Here is a 24,667-nt window from a genome sequence, read left to right as displayed (position 1 = left end):
AGGCGGCAGCAGAGGCGCATGCGCACGTTCCGCTGGTGACGCCGCGCGAACACAGCGGGCGGAAGACCTCTCCTGAAGCGATGGTTTCTGCCACGATTCCGATTGGGCGGGGCTCGGAACTGCACACCCCGCCTCCCGAGTCCGCCGGGGGGAACCCCAACCGGCACACCTGAGACCAGTGGGAGAGTCACGGTGTACTTCGCCGCACTGCTCGCGCGCACCGAAGACGGGTGGGAAGCGAGCGATACAGAGCTCGACGACGTGGAGGCCCTGTCGGATCTGACCGACCTGGCCCGTGAAGCCTCGGCCGGTGCCGAGGACGACACAGTGCTCGTCTTCATCGAACAGGAGGACGCCTGGTTCGGCGTCGTCCGTGTGGACGGTGAGGAGGACCCTCGCATCTACGTCTCCGACGCGGCCGCGGCCGCCCGGAGTTCGTACGGCGAGATCCTGCTCACCGACGAACTGCTCGGAAAGGATCCCGACCAGGACGAGCTGGACGCCCTGGATCTCGACGGGACCGAGGACGGCGAGCCCGACCCGGCCGACGAGGACGAGGCCGGGGACGACGACGCGGCGGATCCCGCCGCCGAGGCCGTGCCCCCGGGCCCGATCGGGGACCGGCTGATCCTCGCCGACCTCGGAGTCTCCGAGAAGGAGCTCCTCGCCCTCGACACCAACGACGCCCTCAGCGAGATCGCCGAGGTCCTGGGAGCGGCGGAGGTCCTCGAAACGGTCCGATAGGTCCCGCCCGTCCACCATTTGCCCATTTCTCCACGACGATGCCGGTGCCGGCCGCGGTCGGCTACATTCCGCCCGTGAGCACCGCAGACCAGGCACCGGACCCCGTACGCGATCCCTGGCGGCAGGCCATGCGCCTCGCCGTCCGGGAGGCGCGGCTCGCCGCCGAGGGCGGTGACGTGCCCGTCGGGGCCGTCGTGCTCGCCCCGGACGGCACGACCGTGCTCGCCTCGGGGCACAACGAGCGCGAGGCGACCGGCGACCCGACCGCGCACGCGGAGGTGCTCGCGATCCGGCGGGCGGCCGCGGCGCTCGGGGAGTGGCGGCTCACGGGGTGCACGCTCGTCGTGACCCTGGAGCCGTGCACGATGTGCGCGGGCGCCCTCGTGCAGTCCCGGGTCGACCGGGTCGTCTACGGGGCGCGCGACGAGAAGGCCGGGGCGGCCGGGTCCCTGTGGGACGTCGTCCGCGACCGGCGCCTCAACCACCGCCCCGAAGTGATCGCGGGCGTACTCGCCGACGAGTGCGCGCAGCAGCTCACCTCCTTCTTCCGGGACCGCTAGCCAGGGCCCCTGGAAAACGCTCCGGACGGGCCTCCCGGATACGGATTTCAGACCACGGCCCAACTTGGGCTAGGATCTCTCTCGGTAGCGTGTCCGAGCGGCCGAAGGAGCTCGCCTCGAAAGCGAGTGTGGCGCAAGTCACCGTGGGTTCAAATCCCACCGCTACCGCTGACAACGCCCCTCTTCCCCGGGTCACCGGAGAAGAGGGGCGTTCTGCATGTCCCGCCATGTCCGGCCGCACGCAGACCGATCGGGCAAAACGCCCCGCCCACCGGGCCGTTGGCGCCGAAAACCGGATAACCGGCTGAACAGACGTCCGGGATACACTCACGCCCGGCACAGGGGTCACACGGGATACGGGCAATGGGGAGGCCAGAGCGTGGTGCAGACGAAAAAGATAGGTCTCTTCGTCGTCGTCGTGTTCGTCCTCTACGTGATCATCACCGACCCGGCCAAGGCCGCGGACTACGTCCAGATAGGCTTCGAGGGCGTCTCGTCCGCCGCTCAGAGCATCGGCGACTTCATGACCTGGGTCGTCAACGGCGGCGGGAACTGAGCGACCTCGTCAGCGTCTGCAAGGAGTGCCCGTGATCCGCCATCTGGTCCTCTTCAAGCTCAATGAGGGCGTCCAGCGCGACGAGCCTCGCGTCGTCGAGGGCGTCAAGGCCTTCCGCGCACTCGGTGAGCAGATCCCGGAGCTGACGTTCTGGGAGTGCGACTGGAACATCACCGACCGCCCCATTGCCTACGACTTCGCCATCAACTCCGCGGTCGAGGACACCGATGCGCTCCAGCGGTACATCGAGCACCCGGCCCACCAGGCGGGTGTCGCGCAGTGGCGCGAGTTCGCCACGTGGGTGATCGCGGACTACGAGTTCTGAGCGAATCGCACGGCCAAGCGGCCCTTCACCGGAACGGTGAAGGGCCTTTCTGCGCCATATGCCCCAACTTGCCCTTCAACACGTAGTTATGCGGTGCTTGCACACAGTGCACCTGTCTTGTGATGCTATGACCGCTTTTGACGGATGAGTTGACGGACGAGCTGACGGAGACAGAGGTGGCGTTGACCGTGCCGGCCAGTACAGCGCCTCAAGCACCGCCCGCGAAGAGCCGGGGCGCCGACACCCGTGCGCTGACCCAGGTCCTCTTCGCCCAGCTCAAGGACCTGTTGCCGGGGACCCCCGAGCACACCAGGGTGCGCGCCGCCCTCATCGAGGCCAACATCCCGCTCGTGCGGTACGCGGCGGCCCGCTTCCGCAGCCGCAACGAGCCGATGGAGGACGTCGTCCAGGTCGGCACGATCGGGCTCATCAACGCGATCGACCGCTTCGACCCCGAGCGCGGCGTGCAGTTCCCGACGTTCGCGATGCCGACCGTCGTCGGCGAGATCAAGCGCTACTTCCGCGACAACGTCCGCACGGTCCACGTGCCGCGCCGGCTCCACGAGTTGTGGGTGCAGGTGACCGGCGCGACCGAGGACCTCACCACGGCGTTCGGGCGCACCCCCACCACCGCCGAGATCGCCGAGCGCCTGCGCATCGGCGAGGACGAGGTGCTCGCCTGCATCGAGGCGGGGCGCTCGTACCACGCGACCTCGCTGGAGGCGGCCCAGGAGGGCGACGGGATGCCCGGCCTGCTCGACCGGCTCGGCTACGAGGACCCGGAGCTCGACGGCGTCGAACACCGCGATCTCGTACGGCATCTGCTCGTTCAGCTGCCCGAGCGTGAGCAGCGGATCCTGCTGCTGCGCTATTACAGCAATCTGACGCAGTCACAGATCAGCGCGGAATTGGGCGTTTCCCAGATGCATGTGTCAAGACTGCTGGCCAGAAGCTTCGCGCGGCTCCGATCCGCAAACAGGATCGAAGCGTAACCAGAACGAGTGGAGTGCCTTTCTCGGCACTTCCCCGCCGAAATACGTCAGTTCCCCGCCACACCCCCCTTTTCCTGCACCGATTCACCCCATCCATGTCGACATGTCACTACAGCGTGTTGCCGACATGTGACATTCTGCTGGAACCGCGTTTGCCGCAGCCCCGCCTCCGGTATTCAGGTGGAGGCTGCGTTCCTTCCAGACGGGAGCGCCCGCCGCGACCGTCCGCGACCTCAAGGGGGTGGCATGTCCGCAGTCCAGGGCAGCTCGAAGGTGCTCACGCTCAGCAAGAGCGCGTCAGCGCCCGACGTGCTTCACAGCCCGCCTGTATCCGGGGCTTCCGAAGCCATCGACACCCGCACCCTGTCCCGCTCCCTCTTCCTGCGGCTCGCCGCACTCGACGAGAACAGCCCCGAGCGTGGCTACGTACGGGACACCCTCATCGAGCTGAACCTCCCACTGGTCCGGTACGCCGCGGCCCGCTTCCGCAGCCGGAACGAACCGATGGAGGACATCGTCCAGGTCGGCACGATCGGCCTGATCAAGGCGATCGACCGCTTCGACTGCGAACGCGGCGTGGAATTCCCGACGTTCGCGATGCCGACCGTCGTCGGCGAGATCAAGCGCTTCTTCCGTGACACGTCCTGGTCGGTGCGCGTGCCGCGCCGGCTCCAGGAGCTGCGGCTCGCGCTGACCAAGGCGAGCGACGAGCTGGCCCAGAAGCTGGACCGCTCGCCGACCGTGCCCGAGCTGGCCGCGGTGCTCGGCGTCTCCGAGGACGACGTGGTCGACGGGCTCGCGGTGGGCAACGCCTACACCGCCTCCTCCCTCGACTCCCCGGCGCCCGAGGACGACGGCGGCGAGGGGTCGCTCGCGGACCGCCTCGGCTACGAGGACACCGCCCTGGAGGGCGTGGAGTACCGCGAGTCGCTCAAGCCGCTGCTCGCCAAGCTCCAGCCGCGCGAGCGCCGCATCATCATGCTGCGCTTCTTCGCGAACATGACGCAGTCGCAGATCGGCGAGGAGGTCGGCATCTCGCAGATGCACGTGTCGCGCCTGCTCACGCGGACGCTGTCGCAGCTCAGGGAAGGCCTGATCGCCGACTGACGCACCGCGCGCGCCGCCGGTGCCGTTGACGGGGTTCCGAATTGACGGACCGTCAGACACACTGGCGCGATGCGACGAGCATCGATACGCGGCCGCCGAGGCGCCCTGACGGGTGCGACGGCGGCCGTGGTCTGCCTGGGCGGTCTCCTTGCGGCGTGCGGGAGTTCCGGCGGCGGTGACGGTTATGTGGCGGTCGGCGCGGCCGGTGCCACGCCCGAGCGGACGCCGGGGCGCACGGTGGCGCCGACCGGCGATGTGGAGCTGGTGCCGTTGGACGGGGCCGACTCGGATCCGCCGGGTACGTCGGGTCCGTCGGAGGGCGGGACGGGCAGCGCCGAAGGCGGCGCCGGCGGCGACAAGTCCCCCGGTGGCAGCGGCAGTTCAGGGGATACGGGCGACAGGGCCGGAGCGGATGCGCCTACCGACGGTGGCTCCGACGCGTCTGGGCCCGACGGGTCCGGGTCGCCGTCCACCGGCGGCTCCGGCGCGGGCGGCTCCGGCGGCGGCAGTTCCGGCGGTGGGGCGACGACCACGCCGTCCGCCCCGGACACCGGCACCCCGAGCGGGCCCGCCGCCCTGAAGGTCGAGGACCCGGAGCGCAAGGCCGCGGACAAGCGGTGGTGCGAGGACGTGACCCTGGACATGGTCAACACCGGTGGTACCGCGGTGCGTTCGGGCACGGTGACGTTCGGGACGCACATCATCGGCGCCCTCGGCATCGACTGGGCCACCGTCGAGTCCACCCAGGACCTCCCCGCGCCGATCGACGCGGGGAAGCGGAAGAAGAAGACCTGGACCGTGTGCGTCGACGCCTGGCGGGTGCCGCTCGGCATGCACGTGGAGACGCGCGACGTCTCCGTCGAATGGAAGTGAACGGCTCTCGCGCGAGAGCCGCGATGACCTACTTGAGGGCCAGCCAGGCCACGCCGGCCACGATGACGACGGCGAGCACGATGCCGAGAATCAGACCGGCGCCGGGTCCCGACTTCGCCGGGGCGGCCTGCTGGCGCGACGGCGAGGCAGGTTCGTCGACGAAGGCGCGGAACATCTGGGTGCTCCCCGCGGGGTCGTAGTTGCCTTCGGGGGCCGGGCCCTGGGGGTTGTGTGCCATGGGGAAGGACCCTAGCGAATACGTGCGGGGGACGCCACACCCATCCTGAGCTGCGACTTTACATGTGCAACCCCTCCCCTTTACCGGGTTTTTAGGCTCGTACACCCCTTTTCGTTTGCCTGCGGCAACCAACTGTCTCTATGGTTGCCCTAAGCAACGAACGTAGGAGGTGCCGTGGCCGAGCAGAGTCAGTACGAAGAGCTCGCCCGACAGTTCAGTGCCTTCGGTGCCGTCAAACGAGACCTCCAGCGGTCCCTGCCGCACGACTGTCCGGCCGGTTCGGCCGCGGTTCTCATGCTCCTCGGCCGGTACGGCGAGATGCGGATGAGCCGCCTGGCGGAACTGCTCGCCGTAGACATGTCCGTGACCAGCCGCCACGTGGCGCACGTCGCCGATCGCGGCTGGATCGACCGGTCGCCCGACCCCGCCGACAAGCGCTCCCGCATCCTCAGCCTCACCGACCAGGGCGTGAAGCAGATCGAGCTGCTCTCCGAGCGTTCGACCGAACTGCTCGCCTACCGGTTGAGCGACTGGTCCGACGACGAGGTCGGGCAGCTGATCGCGATGATGAGCCGGCTCCGCGACAGCTTCGGCGACTGCCGATACACGCCGCGACTCGCGCAGGCACTTCCGGATGCCACCGAAGAGACCACCCGTACACCCGCGTAAGTAAAGGACCCCCATGGCAACAACCACACCAGCAGGTGTGCGGGGCAGCCACGCCAAGCATGGAGGCGCAGCCGCCCCCGGCAGCGGCGCTCCGATGACGCACAAGCAGATCATGGAGGCGCTGTCCGGGCTGCTGCTCGGCATGTTCGTCGCGATCCTGTCGTCGACGATCGTCACCAACGCGCTTCCCGAGATCGTCGGTGACCTGGGCGGCGGCCAGTCCGCCTACACCTGGGTCGTCACCGCCTCGCTGCTCGCGATGACCGCGACGACGCCCCTGTGGGGCAAGCTCGCCGACATCTTCAGCAAGAAGGCGCTCGTACAGATAGCCCTGATCATCTACGTGGGCGGCTCGGTCGTGGCCGGCCTCTCGCAGAGCCCGTCCATGCTGATCGCCTGCCGCGTGGTGCAGGGCGTCGGCGTCGGCGGTCTGTCCGCCCTCGCGCAGATCGTCATGGCCGCGATGATCTCCCCGCGTGAGCGGGGCCGCTACTCCGGCTACCTCGGTGCGACCTTCGCCGTCGCCACCGTCGGCGGCCCGCTGCTCGGCGGCGTCATCACCGACACCTCGTGGCTCGGCTGGCGCTGGTGCTTCTACGTCGGTGTGCCGTTCGCGATCATCGCGCTCATCGTTCTGCAGAAGACGCTGAAGCTCCCCGTGGTCAAGCGGGACAACGTCAAGGTCGACTGGGCCGGTGCCTTCTTCATCACCGCCGCGGTCTGCACCCTGCTCCTGTGGGTGACCTTCGCCGACGACAAGTACGACTGGCTGTCGTGGCAGACCGGCGCGATGGTGGGCGGCGCCGTCGTCCTCGCGCTGATCTTCATCTTCGTGGAGACCAAGGCCGCGGAGCCGATCATCCCGCTGCGGCTCTTCCGCAACCGCACCATCACGCTCGCCTCGATCGCCTCGCTCTTCGTGGGTGTCGCGATGTTCACGGGCACCGTGTTCTTCTCCCAGTACTTCCAGCTGGCGCGCGGCAAGTCGCCGACGATGTCCGGTGTCATGACGATCCCGATGATCGGCGGCCTGTTCATCTCGTCGACCGTCGCGGGCCAGGTCATCACCAAGACCGGCAAGTGGAAGGCGTGGCTGGTCTCCGGCGGCGTGCTCATCACGGCGGGCCTCGGACTGCTCGGCACGATCCGCTACGACACCGAGTACTGGCACGTCGCGATCTTCATGGCGCTCATGGGTCTCGGCATCGGCATGATGATGCAGAACCTCGTGCTCTGCACCCAGAACCAGGTCGCCCCTCAGGACATCGGTTCGGCCAGCTCCACGGTCACCTTCTTCCGCTCCCTCGGTGGCGCGATGGGCGTCTCGGCGCTCGGTTCGATCATGGCCACGCGCATCACGCACTACGTCAAGGACGGCCTCGCCGACCTCGGCCCCAAGGGTGCCGCCCTGGGCCACGGCGGCACCGGCGGCGGCGCCATCCCCGACCTCGACAAGCTCCCCGCGCCGCTGCGCACGATCATGGAGAGCTCGTACGGGCACGGCATCGCGGACGTGTTCCTGATCGCCGCTCCGATCGCGCTGCTCGCGCTCATCGCCACGCTGTTCATCAAGGAGATTCCCCTGCGTACCTCGAACTCCCAGGCCGTTCCGGCCGCCGAGTCCGAGTCTGAAGCGCCGGTGGCCGCGGCCGCCGGTGCTCCCGAGACGGAGGAGCTCGTTCCGGCCATGGCGGCCGCGGTCTCCGCGCCTTCCTCGGACGGCTCGACCCAGCGTCTCCAGGCGGTCGCCACGACGGCGGGCAGTGTCCCGGCGACGGCGTCCACCGGTGGCGGCACCCCGGTCCGCGGCTTCGTCCGCGGCTCCGAGAGCGCCCCGGTCCCGCAGGCGGCGATCACGCTGATCTCGCTCGGCGGACGCCAGCTGGGCCGCGCGGTCTCCCAGGGCGACGGCGCCTACGGCCTCGATGCCCCCGGCGCTGGTTCGTACGTCCTGATCGCCTCGGCCGACGGCTACCAGCCGCAGGCCTCCACGGTCGTCGTCGGCGAGGAGCCGGTCGCGTACGACATCCTGCTCAGCGGCACCAGCGGCCTGAGCGGCGTCGTGAAGTCCGTGGACAGCAAGCTGCCGGTCCCCGGCGCCATGGTCATCGTGACCGACGTCCGCGGTGACGTCCTGGCCACCGGACTCTCCGGCGAGCAGGGCGAGTTCACCTTCGCCGAGCTGGTCCCGGGCGCCGTGACCGTGGCGGTCAACGCGGCGGGCCACCGTCCGCTCGCGCTGCCCGTCGAGGTCGGCGGCACCGGGGTCACCCGGGTCGAGATCGAGCTGCACTCCGGTGCGCAGGTCGCCGGTGTGGTCCGGGCCGCGGGCGGTGCGCTGAACGACGCGCGGGTCACGCTCGTCGACGCGGCGGGCAACGTGGTCGCCACGGCGACGACCGGTCACGACGGCGCGTACGCCTTCACCGACCTGGACAGCGGCGAGTACACGGTCATCGCGACCGGCTACCCGCCGGTGGCCACCGGTCTGACGGTCAACGGCGGCGGCGCCGAGGGCCACGACATCGAACTCGCCCACCCCGGCGAGTGACGACCCCGGGCGGGGCGCGCTTCGAGCGGAGACGCGCCCCGGCCCGGTAGTGGGAAAAGGACCCCGGAACCGGTGGCGGCACTACGGCAGGGGACGGCCGGCCGCCACCGGACCGGGGTCCGGCCCGTTTACGGGCCATCGACCAAGGGGGCCTCAGCCATCAAGTCGAGGACCCCAGCGGCGGGCGACCACGCCCGCGAGAGCGGCGCCGGTTTTCCGGCGCAAGGGAGAAGCATGGGACTGAGCGCGCGGATCCGTACCAGGGACGGATGGGCTCTGCCGCACGCCGTCGTGACGGTGACCGACATGACGGGTGCGCAGGTGCTGCGGGCCGAGGCCGACGACGAGGGGGCCGTGCACGACGCGGTGACCCTGACCCCGGGCCCGTACGTGGTGATCGTGACGGCGGTCGGTTACGCGCCGACGGCGTCCACGGCGATGGTGACGGCGAGCGGCCGTGCCGACGTCGGCACGGTGGTCCTCGCCCGGCAGGGCGGCGCCGAACTGCCGCCGCCCGGGCCGTGGACGATCGACCCGGCGCACTCCTCGGTGGGCGCGGTCGCGCAGCACCTCGGCATTTCGAGCGTGCACGGCCGGTTCACGGAGTTCGGCGGGCGCATCGAGATCGCCCAGGACGTGGAGAAGTCGCGGGTGGAGGCGGTCATCAAGGCGTCCTCCATCGACACGGGCAACGGCATGCGGGACGGGCACCTGAAGACGCCCGACTTCCTGGACGTCGAGACGTTTCCGGAGATCACGTTCCGCTCGACCGGCCTGGAGCCGGCCGGGTCCGACCGCTGGACGGTGCACGGCGAGCTGACGCTGCACGGCGTCGTACGGCCCGTGGACCTGAACCTCAGCTACCTCGGCACGGGCGCGGACCCGTGGGGCGGCACCCGGGCGGCGTTCCGGGCGACGACCGAGCTGAAGCGCGAGGACTTCGCGATGAACTACAACCAGGTCGTCCAGGCGGGCATCTCCGCGATCGGCACGACCCTGAAGGTGGAGCTGGACATCCAGGCCGTGCAGGGAGACGCGCTGCCGCAGGCATGAGCGGTTCGAGCACGGTTCAAGTCGTAGGGTGCTGGACATGGCACCCAGCATCGCGACCAACACCCGTGTCCCCCTGGACGAGTTGCTCGACTTCGTCCGCCCGCGCCACCGCGCGCTCCTGCTGACCGCCCGCGCCGACGGAACCCCGCAGGCCTCCCCCCTGACCTGCGGGGTCGACGACTCCGGGCGGATCGTCGTCTCCACCTATCCCGAACGCGCCAAGACCCGTAACGCCAAGCGGAATCCGCAGGTGAGCGTGGTCGTCCTGAGCGACGACTGGAACGGCCCGTGGGTCCAGATCGACGGCACCGCGGAGGTCATCGACTCGCCCGAGTCGGTGGAACCGCTGGTCGAGTACTTCCGCAACATCTCGGGCGAACACCCGGACTGGGACGAGTACCGCGCCGCGATGCTCAAGCAGGGCAAGTCCATCATCCGGATCACACCGGAGCGATGGGGACCCGTCGCGACCGGCGGATTCCCGGCGCATCTCGCCCCGAGCGACTAAAGGCCGACGGGCGGAGCCCGACGCAGCGCCCCGAAGCCTGCGAAGCAGTGCAAGGGACGCAAAAAAAGAGGCCCGCGCCGCAATGCTCAAGCAGGGCAAGTCCATCATCCGGATCACACCGGAGCGATGGGGACCCGTCGCGACCGGCGGATTCCCGGCGCATCTCGCGTGACGTTCTAGCCGGAGGCGTTCCGCTGGGCCGCGACCATCGTGTCGATGCCGGCCACCAGCAGGTCGAGCGCGATCTGGAAGTCGGCCTCGCGGATGTCCTCCACCTTGTGCCCCTCGGTGCCCGCCATCAGCGCCCGCGCGTTCTCGTAGTCCTCGGCCATTTCCGGGGCCAGTTCGCCGAAGGCGCCCATCGCGTGGTGGTAGTACTCGTCCTGGGTCATCCCGGCGTCCGCGCAGCGCTGCACGAAGTGGCCCTCGATGGTCCCGTACCCGTACACGAACTGGAAGACGGCGGCGATCGCGCCCCGCTGGCCCTGCAGGGTGAGGCCGGTGTCCTCGATGATGCGCTGCACCTGGCGCGAGAACGCCAGCGAGTGCGGGCCGATGTTGAGGAAGTGACCCGTCAGCGGGGAGGTCCAGGGGTGGCGCACCAGGCTCGCGCGGTACACCCCGGCGAGCTGCCTCAGCGGGGTGCGCCAGTCGCCGTCGGGCGCCGCGGGCTCGGGCAGTTCCATCTCGCCGAAGACGCGGTCGAGGGCCAGCTCCAGGAGGTCGTCCTTGGTGTCGACGTACCAGTAGACGGACATCGCGGTCACGCCGAGCTCGGCCGCGAGGCGCCGCATCGAGAACTTGGCGAGGCCCTCCGCGTCGAGGAGTCTCACCGTGGCCGCGGTGATCCGCTCCCGGTCGAGCGTGCTGGGCGCCTCGCTCCTGCGGGTACGCGGCGTCTTGCCCTCCAGCCAGACGCTCGTCCGCGCCGGACGCCCCGCGCGGTCGGCTGCCTTCGCCATGGCGCACCTTCCCAAAGTCCTCGTACCGGCCCGGTTCCGGCAGCGGACCGGAACGGCCCGGTCCGCCACCACCGATGCTAAGTGCAGCTACGCCGCGGCCTTCACCGCTGAGCCTGCCCGCTCCGCCCTCCTGAGCAACGCCGCGGCCAGCAGGCCGCCCGCGAGTACGGCGACCGCGCCGACCAGCTGGCTGGTCTCCAGACCCGAGGAGAACGCGTCGGCGATCCGCTCCCGCTCCGCCCCCGACTTCGCCGCGGCGAGCGCGGCCGGGAGCGAGGCCGCGGAGACGGATACGAGCGCGGCGAACCGGGAGTTCAGCACGGCGCCGAGAACGGCCACGCCGAGACCGTTGCCGAACTCGGCGAGCGTGCCGTTGACTCCGGCGCCGACGCCCGCCTTCTCCGGCGGGATCGCGCTCATGATGGCGTTCGCCATGGCGGGCATGGCGATGGAGATGCCCGCGCCCATCACGACGAGGCCGAGCAGCATGCCCCCGTACGAGTCCCCGCCGAGCAGGGCGATCGCGGCGAGACCGGCCGCGAGGCACGACATGCCGGTGGCGATGGTCGCGGGGGTGCCGAGCTTCGGCAGGATGCGCGCACCGACGCCGGTGAGGTTGAGGACGACGACCGTCAGGGCCATCGGCGCCGTGCGCAGACCGGCCTCCAGGGCCCCGTAACCGAGCACGAACTGGAGGTGCTGGGTGAGCAGGAAGAGCGAGCCGCCCATGCCGAAGGCGACCAGGATCGCGCCGGCGACGGCGCCGGTGAACTGCTGGTTGCGGAAGAAGTGCATGTCGAGCATCGGATACGGGATGCGCAGCTCCCACACGACGAACGCGGCCAGGACCACGAGGCCGACCAGCGCGGAGATGCCGACGTGTGCGGACGTCCAGCCGTGCTGCGGGCCCGAGATGATCGCGTAGACCACGCCCGTCATACCGACCGTGGACAGGAGCGCGCCGACCAGGTCGGGGCGGTCGCCGAGCGGGTTCTTGGACTCGGGGACGAGCGCGATGACCGCGATCAGGCCGATCACCGCGACCGGGATGTTGATCAGGAAGATCGCGCCCCACCAGAAGTGGTCGAGCATGACGCCGCCGATGAGCGGGCCCGCGGCGAAGCCGAGGGAGTTCACGGTGGCCCACAGGCCGATCGCCCTGACCCGTTCCTTGTCGTCGAAGATCTGCACGACGACGGCGAGCGTGGTGGTCATCAGGAGCGCGCCGCCGACGCCCATGCCGGCGCGCGCGGCGATCAACTGCCCGGTGGACTGGGCGAGTCCGGCGACCAGCGATCCGGCGCCGAACAGGACGAGCCCCACCGCGAGCATCTTCTTGCGCCCGTAGCGGTCGGCGGAGCTGCCCGCGGTGAGCAACAGACCCGACTGGACCAGCGAGTACGCGTTGATCATCCACTGGATGTCGGAGGTCGAGGCGTCCAGCTCCCGGGTGAGGGAGGGGATCGCCACGTTCAGGACGGTGTTGTCGAGCAGCACGGTGAGCTGGGCGAGGCAGATGACGCCGAGGATCAGCCAGCGATGGGGGTCCCCCCTGGTCGAACGAAGCTGAGAGCTTGGGGGAGGGTGGCCGCCGCCGGTGGCGGCCGTTGAGTTCTCGGCGGTCGTCGCCGTCATGTTCAGATTCCCCTATACGGTGTATGTCGAGTGACGTCGTACACCGTATAGCCGTCCCCGCGAGGCGGCCAAGTCACTTTTCGGCGCCGGACACCCGCTAGCGTTCTCCCGCCTGAAACCTGATGAGTGAGGGGTCGGATGTCCAAGCACCGCCGCACACCGCACGTTCTGCTCGCCGCCGGGCTGTTGGGGGGACTCGCCGCCGCGCCGCCCGCGCAGGCCGCCGGGGGACCGCCACCCGTCCCGCTGCGCATCGCCACGTACAACATCCATGCCGGTTCCGGCATGGACAACGTCTTCGATCTCGACCGGCAGGAGGCGGCGCTGCGCGCCCTGCACGCCGATGTGATCGGGCTCCAGGAGGTCGACGTCCACTGGGACGCGCGCAGCCAGAACCGGGATCTGGCCGAGGAGTTGGCGGACCGGCTCGGGATGCATGTGTCGTTCGCGCCGATCTACAGCCTCGACCCGGTCGAGGAAGGCGGGCCGCGCCGCGAGTACGGGGTCGCGGTCCTGTCCCGGTATCCGGTCCGCAGCGCCGTCAACCACGAGATCACCCGCCTGTCGACGCAGGACCCGAACCCGGTCCCGGCGCCCGCCCCCGGCTTCGGGGAGGTCGAGCTGAAGGTGCGCGGGGTGCCGGTCCAGGTGTTCGTGACGCACCTCGACTACCGGCCCGACCCGTCGGTACGGGCCGCGCAGGTCGCCGACACGCGCAGGATCATGGCCGCGGAACGTACGTCGCCCAGGGACCGCCAGATCCTGCTCGGCGACTTCAACGCGGAACCGGACGCGCCCGAACTCGCCCCGCTGTGGAAGGAACTGACGCCCGCCGACCCGGGGGCGAACACCTTCCCGGCGGCCGATCCGGTCAAGCGGATCGACTACGTCGCCGTGGGCGAGGGGGTCCGGGTACGCGACGCGGCGGTGGCCGAGACTCTCGCCTCGGACCACCGCCCGGTTGTCGCCGATCTGGCGCTGACGCGTAAGAGCCGGTAGCTCTCCGGTCAGCTCTTGGGCTTCGTCAGGTCGTAGAAGGTCGCGCTGCCCACGGTGACCTTCGTGTAGTTCTTCTCGACCCAGGACTGGATCTTCGAGGCGGAGCCGCTGCCGCCGCCCATCCCGCCCATGCCGCCACCGATGAAGTAGTGGATCTTCCCGTCCTCGACGTAGCTCTTGAACTGGGCGAGCGTCGGGGACGGGTCGCTTCCGTTGAAGCCGCCGATCGCCATGACGGGCTTCCCGGTGGACAGCTGGTAGCTCGCCGCGTTCTGCGAGCCGATGGCCGCGGCGGCCCAGGTGTAGTCGTCCGCGTTCTTCTCGACGAGGGCCTTGGCCTTGGCGCTGACCTGGGCGCCGTTGAGGAGACCGCCCATTCCGCCGCCGGCCGCGCCGCCGCGTTCACCCATGCCGGCGCCGCCGGGCATGGTGCCGGTGCCGCCCTGCTGCTTGCCGTTGCCCGTGCCCTGGTTCTGGCCCTGGCCATTGCCCTGGCCGGGCATGCCGCCGGTCGGGGGCTGGCCCATGCCGCCACCCTGCTGGCCCTGCCCGCCCTGACCGGGCAGCTGGCCCGGCTGACCCTGGCCGTTCTGCCGGCCCTGGCCGGGCGGCTGCATTCCGCCGCCGCGCATGCCGCCTTCGCCGCCGGGGCCACCGGGGAAGCCGCCCCGGCCGCCCATCATGCTCGCCCCCGCAGGACCGGCCGTCACGATCGACCCGCTGTGCCCGGTGCCGAGCGTGCTGACGGTGTACGCGGTCGGCCCGGCCAGTGCGGCCACGAGGCCCACACCGGCGGCGCCGAGCGCCAGTTGCCGGTTCAGCCGGCCCGCGACGGCCAGGCCGAGGCCCGCCGCGACGCCGCCGACGAGGATCACCCAGCGCAGCCACGGCACATAGTCGGGCGTCCGGTTCAGCAGGACGTACGACCACACGGCCGTCACCGCCACCGTGACGCCGAGCGCGGCCGACGCCGTGAACCTGGCCCGCTCCTCCCACAGCACGCTCGCGCCCATGCCGACGAGCGCGGCCGCGTAGGGGGCGAGGGCCACCGTGTAGTACTGGTGGAAGATCCCGGCCATGAAGCTGAAGACGACCATGGTCATCACCAGCGAGCCGCCCCACGCGAGGAACGCGGCGCGTGCCGTGTCGGTCCGCCGCGCCTTCCACGTGACGACGACCCCGGCGATGAGCAGCAGCAGCGCGGCCGGCAGGAGCCAGGAGATCTGGCTGCCGATCTCGGAGTTGAACATCCGGTCGATGCCGGTCTCGCCCCACATGCTGCTGCCGCCGCCCATGCCGCCACCGCCGACGCTGCCGGTCTCCTCGCCGTTGATCCGGCCGAGCCCGTTGTAGCCGAAGGTCAGTTCAAGGAAGGAGTTGTTCTGGGAGCCGCCGATGTACGGGCGCGAGGACGCGGGCCACAGCTCTACGACCGCGACCCACCAGCCGCCCGCGACGACCATCGCGAGCCCGGAGAGCAGCAGCTGTCCGATCCGCTTGAGCGGCCTGCCCGGCGCGAACACCGCGTACAGGACGGCCAGCGGCGGCAGGATCAGGAACGCCTGGAGGGTCTTCGCGAGGAACGCGAGGCCGACGGCGACGCCCGCCCACACCAGCCACTTCGTCCGGCCGTTCTCCATGCCGCGCAGGACGCAGTAGACCGTGACGGTCATCAGGAGCGCCAGCAGGGCGTCCGGGTTGTTGAAGCGGAACATCAGGGCGGCGACGGGCGTGAGCGCGAACGCCACCACGGTGAGCAGCCCGGCCGCCGCGCTGAACCGACGCCGCACGGCCGCGTACAGGACGCCCGCCGTCGCCACGCCCATCAGGACCTGCGGGACGAGGATCGCCCAGGAGCTGAGGCCGAAGATCCGCACCGAGAGCGCCATCGGCCACAGCGACGCCGGGGGCTTGTCGACGGTGATGGCGTTGGCCGAGTCGAGCGAGCCGAAGAACATCGCCTTCCAGCTCTGGCTCCCGGCCTGCACGGCCGCGGAGTAGAAGGAGTTGGCGTAACCGGAGGCGCTCAGGTTCCACAGGTACGCGAGCGCCACGACGAGCAGCAGGCCGAGGAACGCGGGGCGCGCCCAGCGCGGGTCCTCGGCCCGGCCGCGCCAGACCCGGCTGAGCGGGGGCTGCTCGGTGCGGCCGTGGCCCCGGCCCTGCACGGCCGGTGCGGCCGTGGGCGGTGGCAGCGCGGGTGCGTCGGCGGGGAGGTGGGGCAGGGTCATCGTCCGGTCCTCAGTTCGTGGTCGTACGTAGTTCGGGAGGCGGCGTCCGGCGCAGGGGGTACGGGCGGCGCCACGGGCGCGGGCGGCTCGGGGAACACCCAGGCCCGGAAGAGCAGGAAGCGCAGCACCGTCGCCGCGAGGTTGGCGGCGACGAGCACCGCGAGTTCCGTGGAGTGCGCCGGGTCCGCGGAGGCGGCGCCGAGCGCGGCGAGCGAGCCGCTGGTCAGGGCGAGCCCGATCGCGAACACGACGAGGCCCTGCGCCTGGTGGCGGACGGCCCGGTCGCGGCCGCGGACGCCGAAGGTGAGGCGCCGGTTGGCGGCCGTGTTGGCGACGGCCGAGACGAGGAGGGCCAGCGCGTTGGCGACCTGCGACCCCGTGAACGTACGGAATCCGGAGTAGAGGAGCAGATAGACGAGGGTCGACAGGGCGCCCACGACGCAGAAGCCGACCAGCTGGCGGGCCAGTCCCCGGGGCACGCCCGGGACCTGGCGGTCGCGCGGGTCGTCGCCGAAGGGGCGGGCGAGCCGGTCCAGGGGGAGCGCGCCGACCGCGAGCGCCCGGCCCACGCGCCACACGCCCTTGAGGTCGTCGGTGGCCGTCTTCACGATGTGCACCGTCGAGTCCGGGTCGTCGACCCAGTCGACCGGCACCTCGTGGATCCGTAGCCCGGCCCGCTCGGCGAGGACGAGCATCTCGGTGTCGAAGAACCAGCCGGTGTCCTCGACGAGCGGCAGCAGGACCCGCGCCACATCGCGCCGGATCGCCTTGAAGCCGCACTGGGCGTCGGAGAAGCGGGCCTGGAGGGAGCCGCGCAGAATCAGGTTGTAGGCGCGCGAGATGAACTCGCGCTTCGGCCCGCGCACGACGCGTGAACTGCGCGCGAGGCGTGAGCCGATCGCCAGGTCCGAGTGGCCCGAGATCAGGGGCGCTACCAGCGGGAGCAGCGCGTTGAGGTCGGTGGACAGGTCGACGTCCATGTAGGCGAGGACGGGCGCGTCGGACGCGGACCAGACGGTGCGCAGGGCTCGCCCGCGGCCCTTCTGCTCCAGGCGGGCGTGCCGGACCTCGGGGAGCGCGGCCGCCAGGGAGGCGGCGACGTCCGGGGTCGCGTCGGTGGACGCGTTGTCCGCGATCGTGATGCGGAAGCGGTAGGGGAAGGTTCCGACGAGGTGCCGGTGCAGCCTGCGTACGCAGGGACCGAGGTCCCGCTCCTCGTTGTAGACCGGGATCACTACGTCCAGAACCGGTGCATCGCCCACGCCGGCCGGGAGGTGCTCCCGTGCCGGCAGCACCCCCAGGGAGGGGTCGGTGCCCGGAGAAGAGTCGGTTCGCATGACACCGACATTCGCCAACTGCCCTGTCAGGTCAGTGTGGTGAGACTGTGGCCCACCTGTGAGTGCGTGACGGGTTCGGCACAGGCCGGCAGATGGACGGTGAAAACGGTCCGGCCGGGCACGCTGTCGACGGTCACGGCGCCGCCGTGCGCGGCCGCGACGGCCTGCACGATGGCGAGGCCGAGGCCGGTCGAGCCGTGGGCCCGGGAGCGTGAGGTGTCGCCGCGCGCGAACCGCTCGAAGACGTGCGGGAGCAGCTCAGGCGGTATGCCGGGACCGTTGTCCTGGACATCCAGGCAGACCCAGGGACCGTGCCGGTGCACGCGCGCGGTCACGGTGGTGCCCGGCGGCGTGTGCGTACGGGCGTTGGCCAGGAGGTTCACCAGCACCTGATGGATGCGCGGCCCGTCGGCGAGCACGAGGGCGGGGTCGTCCGGAAGTTCGAGCCGCCAGGCGTGGTCCTGGCCGGCCGCGCGGGCATCGCTCAACGCGTCCACGACCAGCGGTGACAGGTCGGTCGCCTCGTACGACAGGGGGCGGCCGGAGTCGAGCCGCGCGAGCAGCAGCAGATCCTCGACGAGTCCGGTCATGCGGTGGGCCTCGGACTCGATACGGCCCAGCGCGTGCCGGGTGTCGGGACCGGTCTCCTCACGGCCGCGCCGGGTGAGCTCGGCGTATCCGCGGATCGAGGCGAGCGGCGTACGCAGCTCATGACTGGCGTCGGCGACGAACTGCCGCACGCGCGTCTCGCTCTGCTGGCGCGCCTCCAGCGCTCCGTTCACGTGATCGAGCATGCGGTTGAGAGCGGCGCCGACCTGGCCGACCTCCGTGCGCGGGTCGGCCTCGGTGTCGGGGACCCGCTCGTGGAGGGCCACTTCGCCGCTGTGCAGGGGGAGTTCGGAGACGCGGGTCGCGGTGGACGCGACGCGGCGCAGGGGCCGCAGGGCGACGCCGACCATGGCCGCGCCGGCGAGGGACGCGGCGACGAGACCGGCGGCAGTGACGCTGACCTCCACGACGACGAGGGTGTTCAGGGTGTCCTGCACCTCGGTCTCGGACAGGCCGACCAAGGTGTTTCCGCCCGGCTTCGAGGAGACCCGGTAGTCGCCGAGCCCGGGCACGCTGACGCTGTGCGTCCCGCCGTCCTGCGGGACGCTCTCCAGCGCAGTGATCTGCGCGTCCGTCAGCGGGACGATCGGGTTGTCACGGTCGGCGACGCTCTTCGCGGCCTCGGTGACGCCTCCGTCGGAGTCGACGAGGGCGCCGATGGTGCCCGGCCTGCTCGGACCGGCGAGAAAGTTCAGGTTCTGCGCCTGGCGCTCCGGACCGGGCCCGCCCGTGGACAGGACGGCGGCGCCACGCACCTGCTTGTCGAGCTGGTCGTACAGATAGGTGTGCAACGCGATGGTGGTCACCGTTCCGATGACCGCGCACACCAGGGCGATCAGGGCGACAGCCGTGATGACGAGCCGCTTGCGCAGGCTGCGCGGCTGCCGCGGCCTGCTCATGACGCGACGGGAACGGCGGGCTTGATGAGGTACCCGGCGCCGCGCCGCGTGTGGATCATCGGCTCGCGCCCGGCATCGATCTTCCGGCGCAGGTACGAGATGTACAGCTCCACGACGTTGGCCTGGCCGCCGAAGTCGTAGCTCCAGACGCGGTCCAGTATCTGCGCCTTGCTCAGCACCCGGCGCGGGTTGCGCATCAGATAGCGGAGCAGCTCGAACTCGGTGGCGGTCAGATGGATGCCGTCCCCGCCGCGGGACACCTCGTGGCTGTCCTCGTCGAGCGTCAGGTCACCCACGACGAGCACGGACTCGCTGCGCCGGTCGGCGGCGCCCGAGCGGCGGATGAGGCCGCGCAGCCGGGCGACGACCTCCTCCAGGCTGAACGGCTTGGTCACATAGTCGTCACCGCCGGCCGTGAGCCCGGCGATCCGGTCCTCGACGGCGTCCTTCGCGGTCAGGAACAGCACCGGCACGTCCTGGTGCTCGCGCCGCAGCCGGCCGAGCACGGACAGGCCGTCCATGTCGGGCAGCATCATGTCGAGCACGATGGCGTCGGGCCGGAACTCGCGCGCGGTCTGCACCGCGCCCATCCCGTCCCCGGCACTGCGGATCTGCCAGCCCTCGTAACGCAGGGCCATGGAGAGCAGCTCGGTGATCGACTGTTCGTCGTCCACGACGAGGACCCGGACGGGGGTCCCGTCCGGCCTCAGCAGTTCGGTACGCCCCTGGGGCGAGGTCGCGGTCATGATGCACACCCTGCGCGCCCGCTCTGAGAACCGGCTTTCGACAACCTGTGAATTCCCTGAGAAACGCACAGCGGTGTCTCAGGAGCGTCAGTCCGAGGGGTTACGCCAAGCCAAAGGGTTACGCCAAGGAGTCAAGGCCGAACAGCCGTGCCCCGTTCCCGTGGCACACGGCCCGCAGCCACTCCTCCCCGAGACCGAGCCGCTCCAGGGCCTCCAGCTGGTGGACATAGGGGTACGGAATGTTGGGGAAGTCGGTGCCCAGCAGGATCCGGTCCCCGAGATCGGCGAGCCGGGCGAGCTCTGCGCGCGGGAACGGGGAAAAACGCTCACTGAAATCGGTGAACGCCATCGTCGTGTCGAGGCGCACCTCCCCGTACCGCTCGGCCAGGTCAAGGAAGTCCGGGTACTCGGGCATCCCCATGTGGGCCACGATCACCGGCAGCCGCGGATGCCGGGCGAGCAGCCGGGCGACGGGCTCGGGCCCGGTGTGCTTGCCGGGGGCGGGCCCGGAGCCGCAGTGCATGACCACGGGGATACGGGCCTCGGCGAGCATCCCCCACACGGGGTCGAGCAGTTCGTCGTTCGGGTCGTACGCCCCGACCTGCACATGCGCCTTGAAGACGCGCGTGCCCGCCTCGATGGCCTCGCGCACGTACCGGTCCACGCCCGGCTCGGGGAAGAACGTCGACGTGTGCAGACAGCCGGGCGTCCGGCGCGCGAAGTCGACCGCCCATCCGTTGAGCCACTCGGCCATGCCCGCCTTGTGCGGATAGAGCATGGAGGTGAAGGACTCGACCCCGAACTCCCGCAGCCGCGCGATCCGTTGCGCCTCTTCCTCCCGGTACGCGATGGGCCAGGCCATCCCGGTCAGCGGCCCCGCCGCGTCGAAGTACTCCCACACCTTCTTCAGGACCCGCTCGGGCATGAAGTGCGTGTGCACGTCGACGAGTCCGGCCAGGCCGTGCCGCTCCCGGAACCGGGCGACCCGATCAGCCTCACCGACGCCCGCCGTGCCGGTGTCCGCACCGCCCACCGCGCTGTTCGCCGCACCGCCCTCCGCGTTACTCTCCGCGCTCAAATCCGTGACTCCGCTCGACCTTGGCGACATGGAGGGAGTAGCTCTCGTACCACTCGGCGCGCCCGCGCCGCTGGGCCTCCCGGTGCTCCCCGTTCCCGGCCCACTCCCTGAGCCCTTCCTCGTGCCGGAAGTAGGCGACGGTGATCCGCAGCCCGCCTTCCGAGACCGCGGAATCCTCCCCCAGAAACCCCGGTATCTCCCTGACCAACTCCGACATCCGCTCGGCGGTCGCCCCGTACCCGTTGTCTCCGGGCGTGCGCACCGAGGTGAACACGGCGGCGTAGTAAGGCGGTTCGAAGACGGGCACGGGCCGGACGGTACCGGCGGGACCGGAACTGCCCTCCGACCCGACAGGTGCTACTCCGTGATCACTCATGTCCTCACGATGCGGTGCGGCGACGGACGGTGTCCACCCCCATCGCCCTACGGGAAGCGAGACTTGACCATCCGGTCGACGAAGCCCGGCGCCTCCTCGCGCCTCCTCCTGGAGCAGCCTCAGAACAGCCCTAGAACAACCCACCCTGCACCGCGGGCACCTCTTTCACCGGTTTCACCGGCACGGAGGACACCACGTCCGCCGCCTCCCCCTCCGACTTCCCCAACGCCTCCAGCTGCCACCCGGCGAGCAGCCGGGTGTCGACCACGAGCCGCCGCCCTTCCCCAACCTCTCGGCCTCGCTCGAGCAGGGGAGACCCCATTCGCTCCACGAGATGCAGATCCGGCCCCGCGGCGGCTACCAGCGTCCCCACGACCACCCCGCCCTCGACCAACTCGCTCACGACGGCCCCCACGCCCCCGAGCCGCCCACCGCCTGCCGCGCCGTCCACTCCGCCCTCGATCCCGAAGACCTCCGCGTGATCGACCACCTCGCACGGCAGCCGCTCCAGCGACTCGGGCCACCCTGCGAGCGCGACGGCCGTGGCATGCGCCCTGGCCAGCTCCCCCGCCCGCTCACCGGCCGGGGGCAGCGCCGCCCGTACGGCCCGCTTCTGCGCGTACGGAATCCGGTCCGGAACGCCGAGCGCGCTGCGCAGCAGTTCCTCCGCCCGCCGCGCCGCCATCAGCGGCCCGCGCCCCAACCACGTGAACGCGACGGCCCCTTGTTCGAGCAGCCGGGCGGACCCCCGCCCGACCCCGGTGATCCCCACCTTCACCATCCCGCTCCCGAACCAGGCGAGATACACGTGGTACGGCCTCGGGTCGTCCGCCATGGTGTCCGCGGCAACGGAGTGCGCCCGGTCGATCCCGGCGCACTCGGCACACTGCGCGCGCGTCCCCCGCCCGGACAGCACCGCCGCCGCCGGACACGGCGTACGCCAGCCGCCCCGCCACACCCCGAGACATCCGCGCCCACCCACGGCCCGGAAAGCCAGCACGTCCCCGAAGGCGAGGGGGCTCTCGCGCTCCCCCTTCCCCTCCCCGTACCACCCCAGCGCCGGCCCGCCCCCGACCCGCCACCGCACCCCGGTGCACCACCACGTCATGCTCAGGACGCTACTCCCGGGCACTGACATCGCCAGGAGCTGCGGTACGTTCCTGCTGTTCGGGGACGTGATCAGGGGCGGGGACCGTGGCGGCGCCGGGCTTCTTCTTCATCGCGTTGCCGTGCCTCGCGATCGCCGCCTTCACGGGCTTCGCCGCCTGCCGGGCCCAGCGCCGGAGGGTGTTTCAAGGCCTTGGCCGCCGTACTCCTGACCACCGGCCTGACCTGCGCACTCATACCGATCGGGATCATCGTCCGGTTCCTGACGCTCTAGCCGGAGCGGGAGCACATCGGAAACCATGAGGCATGCGACCGTACGACTGGCACCTCACCGAAGACGTCGACGACTTTCTCGTCCGGGCCGGAGACTTCCTGCGCTCACGCGCCGCCCTGCACACCACGCCGCTGACATCGACCGAGAAACTGCGCGCACTCGGCACAGAGGCATACCGTGCGCATGCCCCGGTCTTCGGCACCTTGGAGCGGGCGGGCGAGGTCCGTGCCGTCTTCTACCGCTTCACCCGGCACGGCCCCCTGAGCCTCACCCCTCTCGCCCCCGAGGACGCCGAAGCCCTCGCGGAGCGCCTGTCGGGCCTCGGCCACGTACTCCCCACCGTGAGCGCGGCCCACGACACCTCCACCGCTTTCGCCGAGGCCTGGCAGCGGCACACAGGCGCGACGCCGACACTCACCACGCGGATCCGTCTGTACCGCCTCGGCACTCTCACCCCACCGGAGCCGGTCCCGGCGGGCCGGGGCCGACGCGTGGGCGAGCAGGACCGCGAGCAACTCTTCCGCTGGCACCGCGAGTTCGCCGCCGACGTCGGGGAAGACGTCACCATCGACGCCGACACCTGGGCCGGCACCCGCTTCGGCGACAAGCACTACACGTTCTGGGAGACCCCCGACGGCACCCCGGTCTCCATGGCGGGCATGACCTCGCCGGTCGGCGGCATGGTCCGGGTGGACCCCGTCTACACCCCGGCTCACCTGCGCGGTCGCGGCTACGCAGGCGCTGTGACGGTCGAGGTGACCCGAGCCGCTCTGGCCGCAGGCGCCAAGGAGGTCGCCCTGTACGCAAACCCGGCCAACGCCACCAGCAACGCCCTCTACCAGCGAATCGGGTACGTCCCACTGACCGAATGGGCCGTGTACGACTTCGCCGCCGTACGGGCATAACGCAAGAGGCCCCCGGATCTCTCCGGGGGCCTCTCACCTGTGTGCACTCGGCAGGATTCGAACCTGCAACCTTCTGATCCGTAGTCAGATGCTCTATCCGTTAAGCTACGAGTGCTTGTTCTGTTTTTGTCTCGGTCCCGGCCCCTTCGGCCCGTTCCCGGCGACAGGAAGAACATTACATGACTGCCGCCGTCATGTGAAATCCGTTTGCCGCACCCCTTGTGAGCTGGGCAAACACCGTCTTGAGGGTCCGAAACGCCGAAGCCCCGGTCCATCAGGACCGGGGCTTCGGATCTTGGAGCGGAGGCGGAGGGATTTGAACCCTCGATGGGCTTTAAGGCCCAAACCGCATTAGCAGTGCGGCGCCATAGACCGGACTAGGCGACGCCTCCAGCACGACCCCCCGCGCGAGCGCGAGTGGTGCGTCCAGATGATGACACAGCATCGCGCCGTGTCACCAATTGGCCCCCACGGTACTAGGCGTCCAGGCCGGAGAGCAAAGCCCTTCTGTTCGCCCTCGTGTCCCGGGGCCCACCGCAACATCGCGGGCCGCCCGGCGTTAGACGCGGTGGAGCCGCTCGGGACGGTGCGGTTCCTCGGTCTTCTCTTCTCACTCATTCGTGGAGCCCTCATGTTGCTGCGCCGCATCGCCCTCACCGCCGCCGCCTCCGCCGCCGCGCTCTCCGCGGTCCCCGCCGCCGCCCACGCCGACACGGGTCCGCTCGGCCTCCCTCAGTTGTTCGCCGAGCCCGCCGTCCAGGACCAGCTACGGGTCGCCGTCACCGGCACGGGTGACGGAAGGGACGGGACGTACCAGCTGGAGTGCGGGCCCTCGGGCGGTACCCATCCGGAACCCGCGAACGCGTGCGCGCGGCTCGACGAGCTGTCCGCAAACGGCCGCGACCCGTTCGCGCCGAGCTCGCCGGACTCCCGGTGCACGATGCAGTACGGAGGCCCCGCGACCGCCCGCATCACCGGAACGTGGCACGGCCGGCCCGTCGATGCGACGTACAAGAGGACCGACGGCTGTGAGATCTCGCGGTGGCAGGGGCTCGTTCCCGTACTGCCCGCGACCGGTCCGTGAACGAGCGCGGTCCATTGTGTGGGGAGCGTGCCAAGGTGCGGCGCGGCGCCGGACACCCTGTGACCAGGCATATGCCCACGCATGCCCCGCCGTCGCACGGCCGGGGAGGGCCTCGCCCTCACGCATCTTCATTCCAAGGGCACATCTTCCGCGTGCGACCTCCCTCTCATCCGGCGCCGCGAGCACAACCTCTGCCCGTAGACTCCCTCCCGTGACATGCCGCGAGCCACGTAGGAAGATGGCTCGCGC

General features: G+C 70.6%; 24 protein-coding genes, 3 tRNA genes and 1 pseudogene. 16 read left to right on the top strand and 12 right to left on the bottom strand.

Features of this window, described 5'->3' with window-relative positions:
• The first annotated feature begins 192 nt into the window (after positions 1 to 192).
• From OG698_RS24790 to OG698_RS24755, 8 genes are all read left to right on the top strand, one after another.
• Positions 193 to 744 (top strand): hypothetical protein, encoded by a 552-nt coding sequence (locus OG698_RS24790; RefSeq protein WP_100599120.1) that lies wholly within the window; start codon positions 193 to 195, stop codon positions 742 to 744.
• A 38-nt stretch (positions 745 to 782) separates the two neighbouring features.
• Positions 783 to 1,304: a tRNA adenosine(34) deaminase TadA gene (tadA, locus tag OG698_RS24785; protein ID WP_406105496.1), complete on the top strand. Its 522-nt coding sequence runs from the start codon at positions 783 to 785 to the stop codon at positions 1,302 to 1,304.
• Positions 1,305 to 1,387: 83 nt separating this feature from the next.
• Positions 1,388 to 1,472 (top strand) — tRNA-Ser (locus OG698_RS24780).
• 211 nt (positions 1,473 to 1,683) lie between these two features.
• Positions 1,684 to 1,860: a hypothetical protein gene (locus tag OG698_RS24775; protein ID WP_100599122.1), complete on the top strand. Its 177-nt coding sequence runs from the start codon at positions 1,684 to 1,686 to the stop codon at positions 1,858 to 1,860.
• Positions 1,861 to 1,891: 31 nt separating this feature from the next.
• Positions 1,892 to 2,185 (top strand): Dabb family protein, encoded by a 294-nt coding sequence (locus OG698_RS24770; RefSeq protein WP_406105495.1) that lies wholly within the window; start codon positions 1,892 to 1,894, stop codon positions 2,183 to 2,185.
• A 176-nt stretch (positions 2,186 to 2,361) separates the two neighbouring features.
• Complete coding sequence (locus OG698_RS24765) at positions 2,362 to 3,177, top strand: RNA polymerase sigma factor SigF (RefSeq protein ID WP_356277391.1); 816 nt, start codon at positions 2,362 to 2,364, stop codon at positions 3,175 to 3,177.
• Positions 3,178 to 3,423: 246 nt separating this feature from the next.
• On the top strand, positions 3,424 to 4,284 hold the full coding sequence (locus tag OG698_RS24760; protein WP_100599125.1) for an RNA polymerase sigma factor SigF: 861 nt from the start codon (positions 3,424 to 3,426) through the stop codon (positions 4,282 to 4,284).
• 69 nt (positions 4,285 to 4,353) lie between these two features.
• Positions 4,354 to 5,157 carry a hypothetical protein gene (locus OG698_RS24755; RefSeq protein ID WP_406105493.1) on the top strand — a complete coding sequence of 268 codons (804 nt, stop codon included), beginning with the start codon at positions 4,354 to 4,356 and terminating at the stop codon, positions 5,155 to 5,157.
• Between the two features lie 28 nt (positions 5,158 to 5,185).
• Here OG698_RS24755 and OG698_RS24750 read toward each other — a convergent pair whose 3' ends face one another.
• On the bottom strand, positions 5,186 to 5,395 hold the full coding sequence (locus tag OG698_RS24750) for a hypothetical protein (protein WP_100599127.1): 210 nt from the start codon (positions 5,393 to 5,395) through the stop codon (positions 5,186 to 5,188).
• Between the two features lie 174 nt (positions 5,396 to 5,569).
• On the opposite strand from OG698_RS24750, the gene OG698_RS24745 reads away from it, so the two are divergent.
• The 5 genes and pseudogenes from OG698_RS24745 to OG698_RS24725 all read left to right on the top strand — a co-directional run.
• Complete coding sequence (locus OG698_RS24745; RefSeq protein WP_366120696.1) at positions 5,570 to 6,064, top strand: MarR family transcriptional regulator; 495 nt, start codon at positions 5,570 to 5,572, stop codon at positions 6,062 to 6,064.
• A 13-nt stretch (positions 6,065 to 6,077) separates the two neighbouring features.
• Positions 6,078 to 8,615, top strand: a complete 2,538-nt coding sequence (locus OG698_RS24740; protein ID WP_406105492.1) for an MFS transporter — start codon at positions 6,078 to 6,080, stop codon at positions 8,613 to 8,615.
• Between the two features lie 234 nt (positions 8,616 to 8,849).
• Positions 8,850 to 9,668 carry a YceI family protein gene (locus OG698_RS24735; RefSeq protein ID WP_399969292.1) on the top strand — a complete coding sequence of 273 codons (819 nt, stop codon included), beginning with the start codon at positions 8,850 to 8,852 and terminating at the stop codon, positions 9,666 to 9,668.
• A gap of 37 nt (positions 9,669 to 9,705) precedes the next feature.
• Positions 9,706 to 10,176: a PPOX class F420-dependent oxidoreductase gene (locus OG698_RS24730; RefSeq protein WP_406105489.1), complete on the top strand. Its 471-nt coding sequence runs from the start codon at positions 9,706 to 9,708 to the stop codon at positions 10,174 to 10,176.
• Positions 10,177 to 10,249: 73 nt separating this feature from the next.
• Positions 10,250 to 10,348 (top strand): annotated as a pseudogene (locus OG698_RS24725) (PPOX class F420-dependent oxidoreductase); the annotation flags it as partial.
• Between the two features lie 4 nt (positions 10,349 to 10,352).
• Here OG698_RS24725 and OG698_RS24720 read toward each other — a convergent pair.
• Positions 10,353 to 11,138, bottom strand: a complete 786-nt coding sequence (locus tag OG698_RS24720) for a TetR/AcrR family transcriptional regulator (protein ID WP_399969288.1) — start codon at positions 11,136 to 11,138, stop codon at positions 10,353 to 10,355.
• An 87-nt stretch (positions 11,139 to 11,225) separates the two neighbouring features.
• A complete protein-coding gene (locus OG698_RS24715; RefSeq protein WP_406105488.1) occupies positions 11,226 to 12,773 on the bottom strand; it encodes an MFS transporter in 1,548 nt (515 codons plus the stop codon).
• A 138-nt stretch (positions 12,774 to 12,911) separates the two neighbouring features.
• Between OG698_RS24715 and OG698_RS24710 the strand changes: the two genes are divergently transcribed.
• On the top strand, positions 12,912 to 13,772 hold the full coding sequence (locus tag OG698_RS24710) for an endonuclease/exonuclease/phosphatase family protein (protein WP_399969285.1): 861 nt from the start codon (positions 12,912 to 12,914) through the stop codon (positions 13,770 to 13,772).
• A gap of 8 nt (positions 13,773 to 13,780) precedes the next feature.
• Here the strand turns inward: OG698_RS24710 and OG698_RS24705 are convergent, their stop codons facing one another.
• The 7 genes from OG698_RS24705 to OG698_RS24675 all read right to left on the bottom strand — a co-directional run bounded on the left by OG698_RS24705 (position 13,781) and on the right by OG698_RS24675 (position 22,156).
• Positions 13,781 to 16,003, bottom strand: a complete 2,223-nt coding sequence (locus OG698_RS24705; RefSeq protein ID WP_406105487.1) for an ArnT family glycosyltransferase — start codon at positions 16,001 to 16,003, stop codon at positions 13,781 to 13,783.
• Positions 16,000 to 17,340 carry a bifunctional glycosyltransferase family 2/GtrA family protein gene (locus OG698_RS24700; RefSeq protein ID WP_116512167.1) on the bottom strand — a complete coding sequence of 447 codons (1,341 nt, stop codon included), beginning with the start codon at positions 17,338 to 17,340 and terminating at the stop codon, positions 16,000 to 16,002. Before OG698_RS24700 ends, OG698_RS24705 begins: the two co-directional genes overlap by 4 nt.
• A 26-nt stretch (positions 17,341 to 17,366) precedes the next feature.
• The gene (locus OG698_RS24695; RefSeq protein ID WP_406105485.1) at positions 17,367 to 18,848 is read right to left on the bottom strand and encodes a sensor histidine kinase; all 1,482 of its coding nucleotides are present in this window, start codon (positions 18,846 to 18,848) and stop codon (positions 17,367 to 17,369) included.
• Complete coding sequence (locus OG698_RS24690) at positions 18,845 to 19,594, bottom strand: response regulator transcription factor (protein WP_382623538.1); 750 nt, start codon at positions 19,592 to 19,594, stop codon at positions 18,845 to 18,847. The genes OG698_RS24695 and OG698_RS24690 overlap by 4 nt, the downstream gene beginning before the upstream one ends.
• A 118-nt stretch (positions 19,595 to 19,712) precedes the next feature.
• A complete protein-coding gene (locus tag OG698_RS24685; protein WP_406111262.1) occupies positions 19,713 to 20,627 on the bottom strand; it encodes an amidohydrolase family protein in 915 nt (304 codons plus the stop codon).
• A 28-nt stretch (positions 20,628 to 20,655) separates the two neighbouring features.
• Positions 20,656 to 20,979 (bottom strand): antibiotic biosynthesis monooxygenase family protein, encoded by a 324-nt coding sequence (locus tag OG698_RS24680; protein ID WP_406105483.1) that lies wholly within the window; start codon positions 20,977 to 20,979, stop codon positions 20,656 to 20,658.
• Between the two features lie 199 nt (positions 20,980 to 21,178).
• Positions 21,179 to 22,156 (bottom strand): DUF2797 domain-containing protein, encoded by a 978-nt coding sequence (locus OG698_RS24675; RefSeq protein WP_406105481.1) that lies wholly within the window; start codon positions 22,154 to 22,156, stop codon positions 21,179 to 21,181.
• Positions 22,157 to 22,461: 305 nt separating this feature from the next.
• Here OG698_RS24675 and OG698_RS24670 point away from each other — a divergent pair, with 305 nt between their 5' ends.
• A complete protein-coding gene (locus OG698_RS24670) occupies positions 22,462 to 23,334 on the top strand; it encodes a GNAT family N-acetyltransferase (protein WP_406105479.1) in 873 nt (290 codons plus the stop codon).
• 42 nt (positions 23,335 to 23,376) lie between these two features.
• On the opposite strand, the gene OG698_RS24665 is transcribed toward OG698_RS24670, so the two are convergent.
• Positions 23,377 to 23,449, bottom strand: a tRNA-Arg gene (locus tag OG698_RS24665).
• Positions 23,450 to 23,635: 186 nt separating this feature from the next.
• Positions 23,636 to 23,726, bottom strand: a tRNA-Ser gene (locus OG698_RS24660).
• A 242-nt stretch (positions 23,727 to 23,968) separates the two neighbouring features.
• Between OG698_RS24660 and OG698_RS24655 the strand changes: the two genes are divergently transcribed.
• Entirely contained in the window at positions 23,969 to 24,418 is a 450-nt protein-coding gene (locus OG698_RS24655; RefSeq protein ID WP_406111260.1) for an SSI family serine proteinase inhibitor, read from the top strand.
• Positions 24,419 to 24,667 lie beyond the last annotated feature (249 nt).

It is taken from the genome of Streptomyces sp. NBC_01003 (assembly GCF_045162695.1).
Classification (GTDB): domain Bacteria; phylum Actinomycetota; class Actinomycetes; order Streptomycetales; family Streptomycetaceae; genus Streptomyces.
The sequence above is the reverse complement of the archived record's forward strand: the minus strand, read 5'-3'. Positions and strand labels throughout refer to the sequence as shown.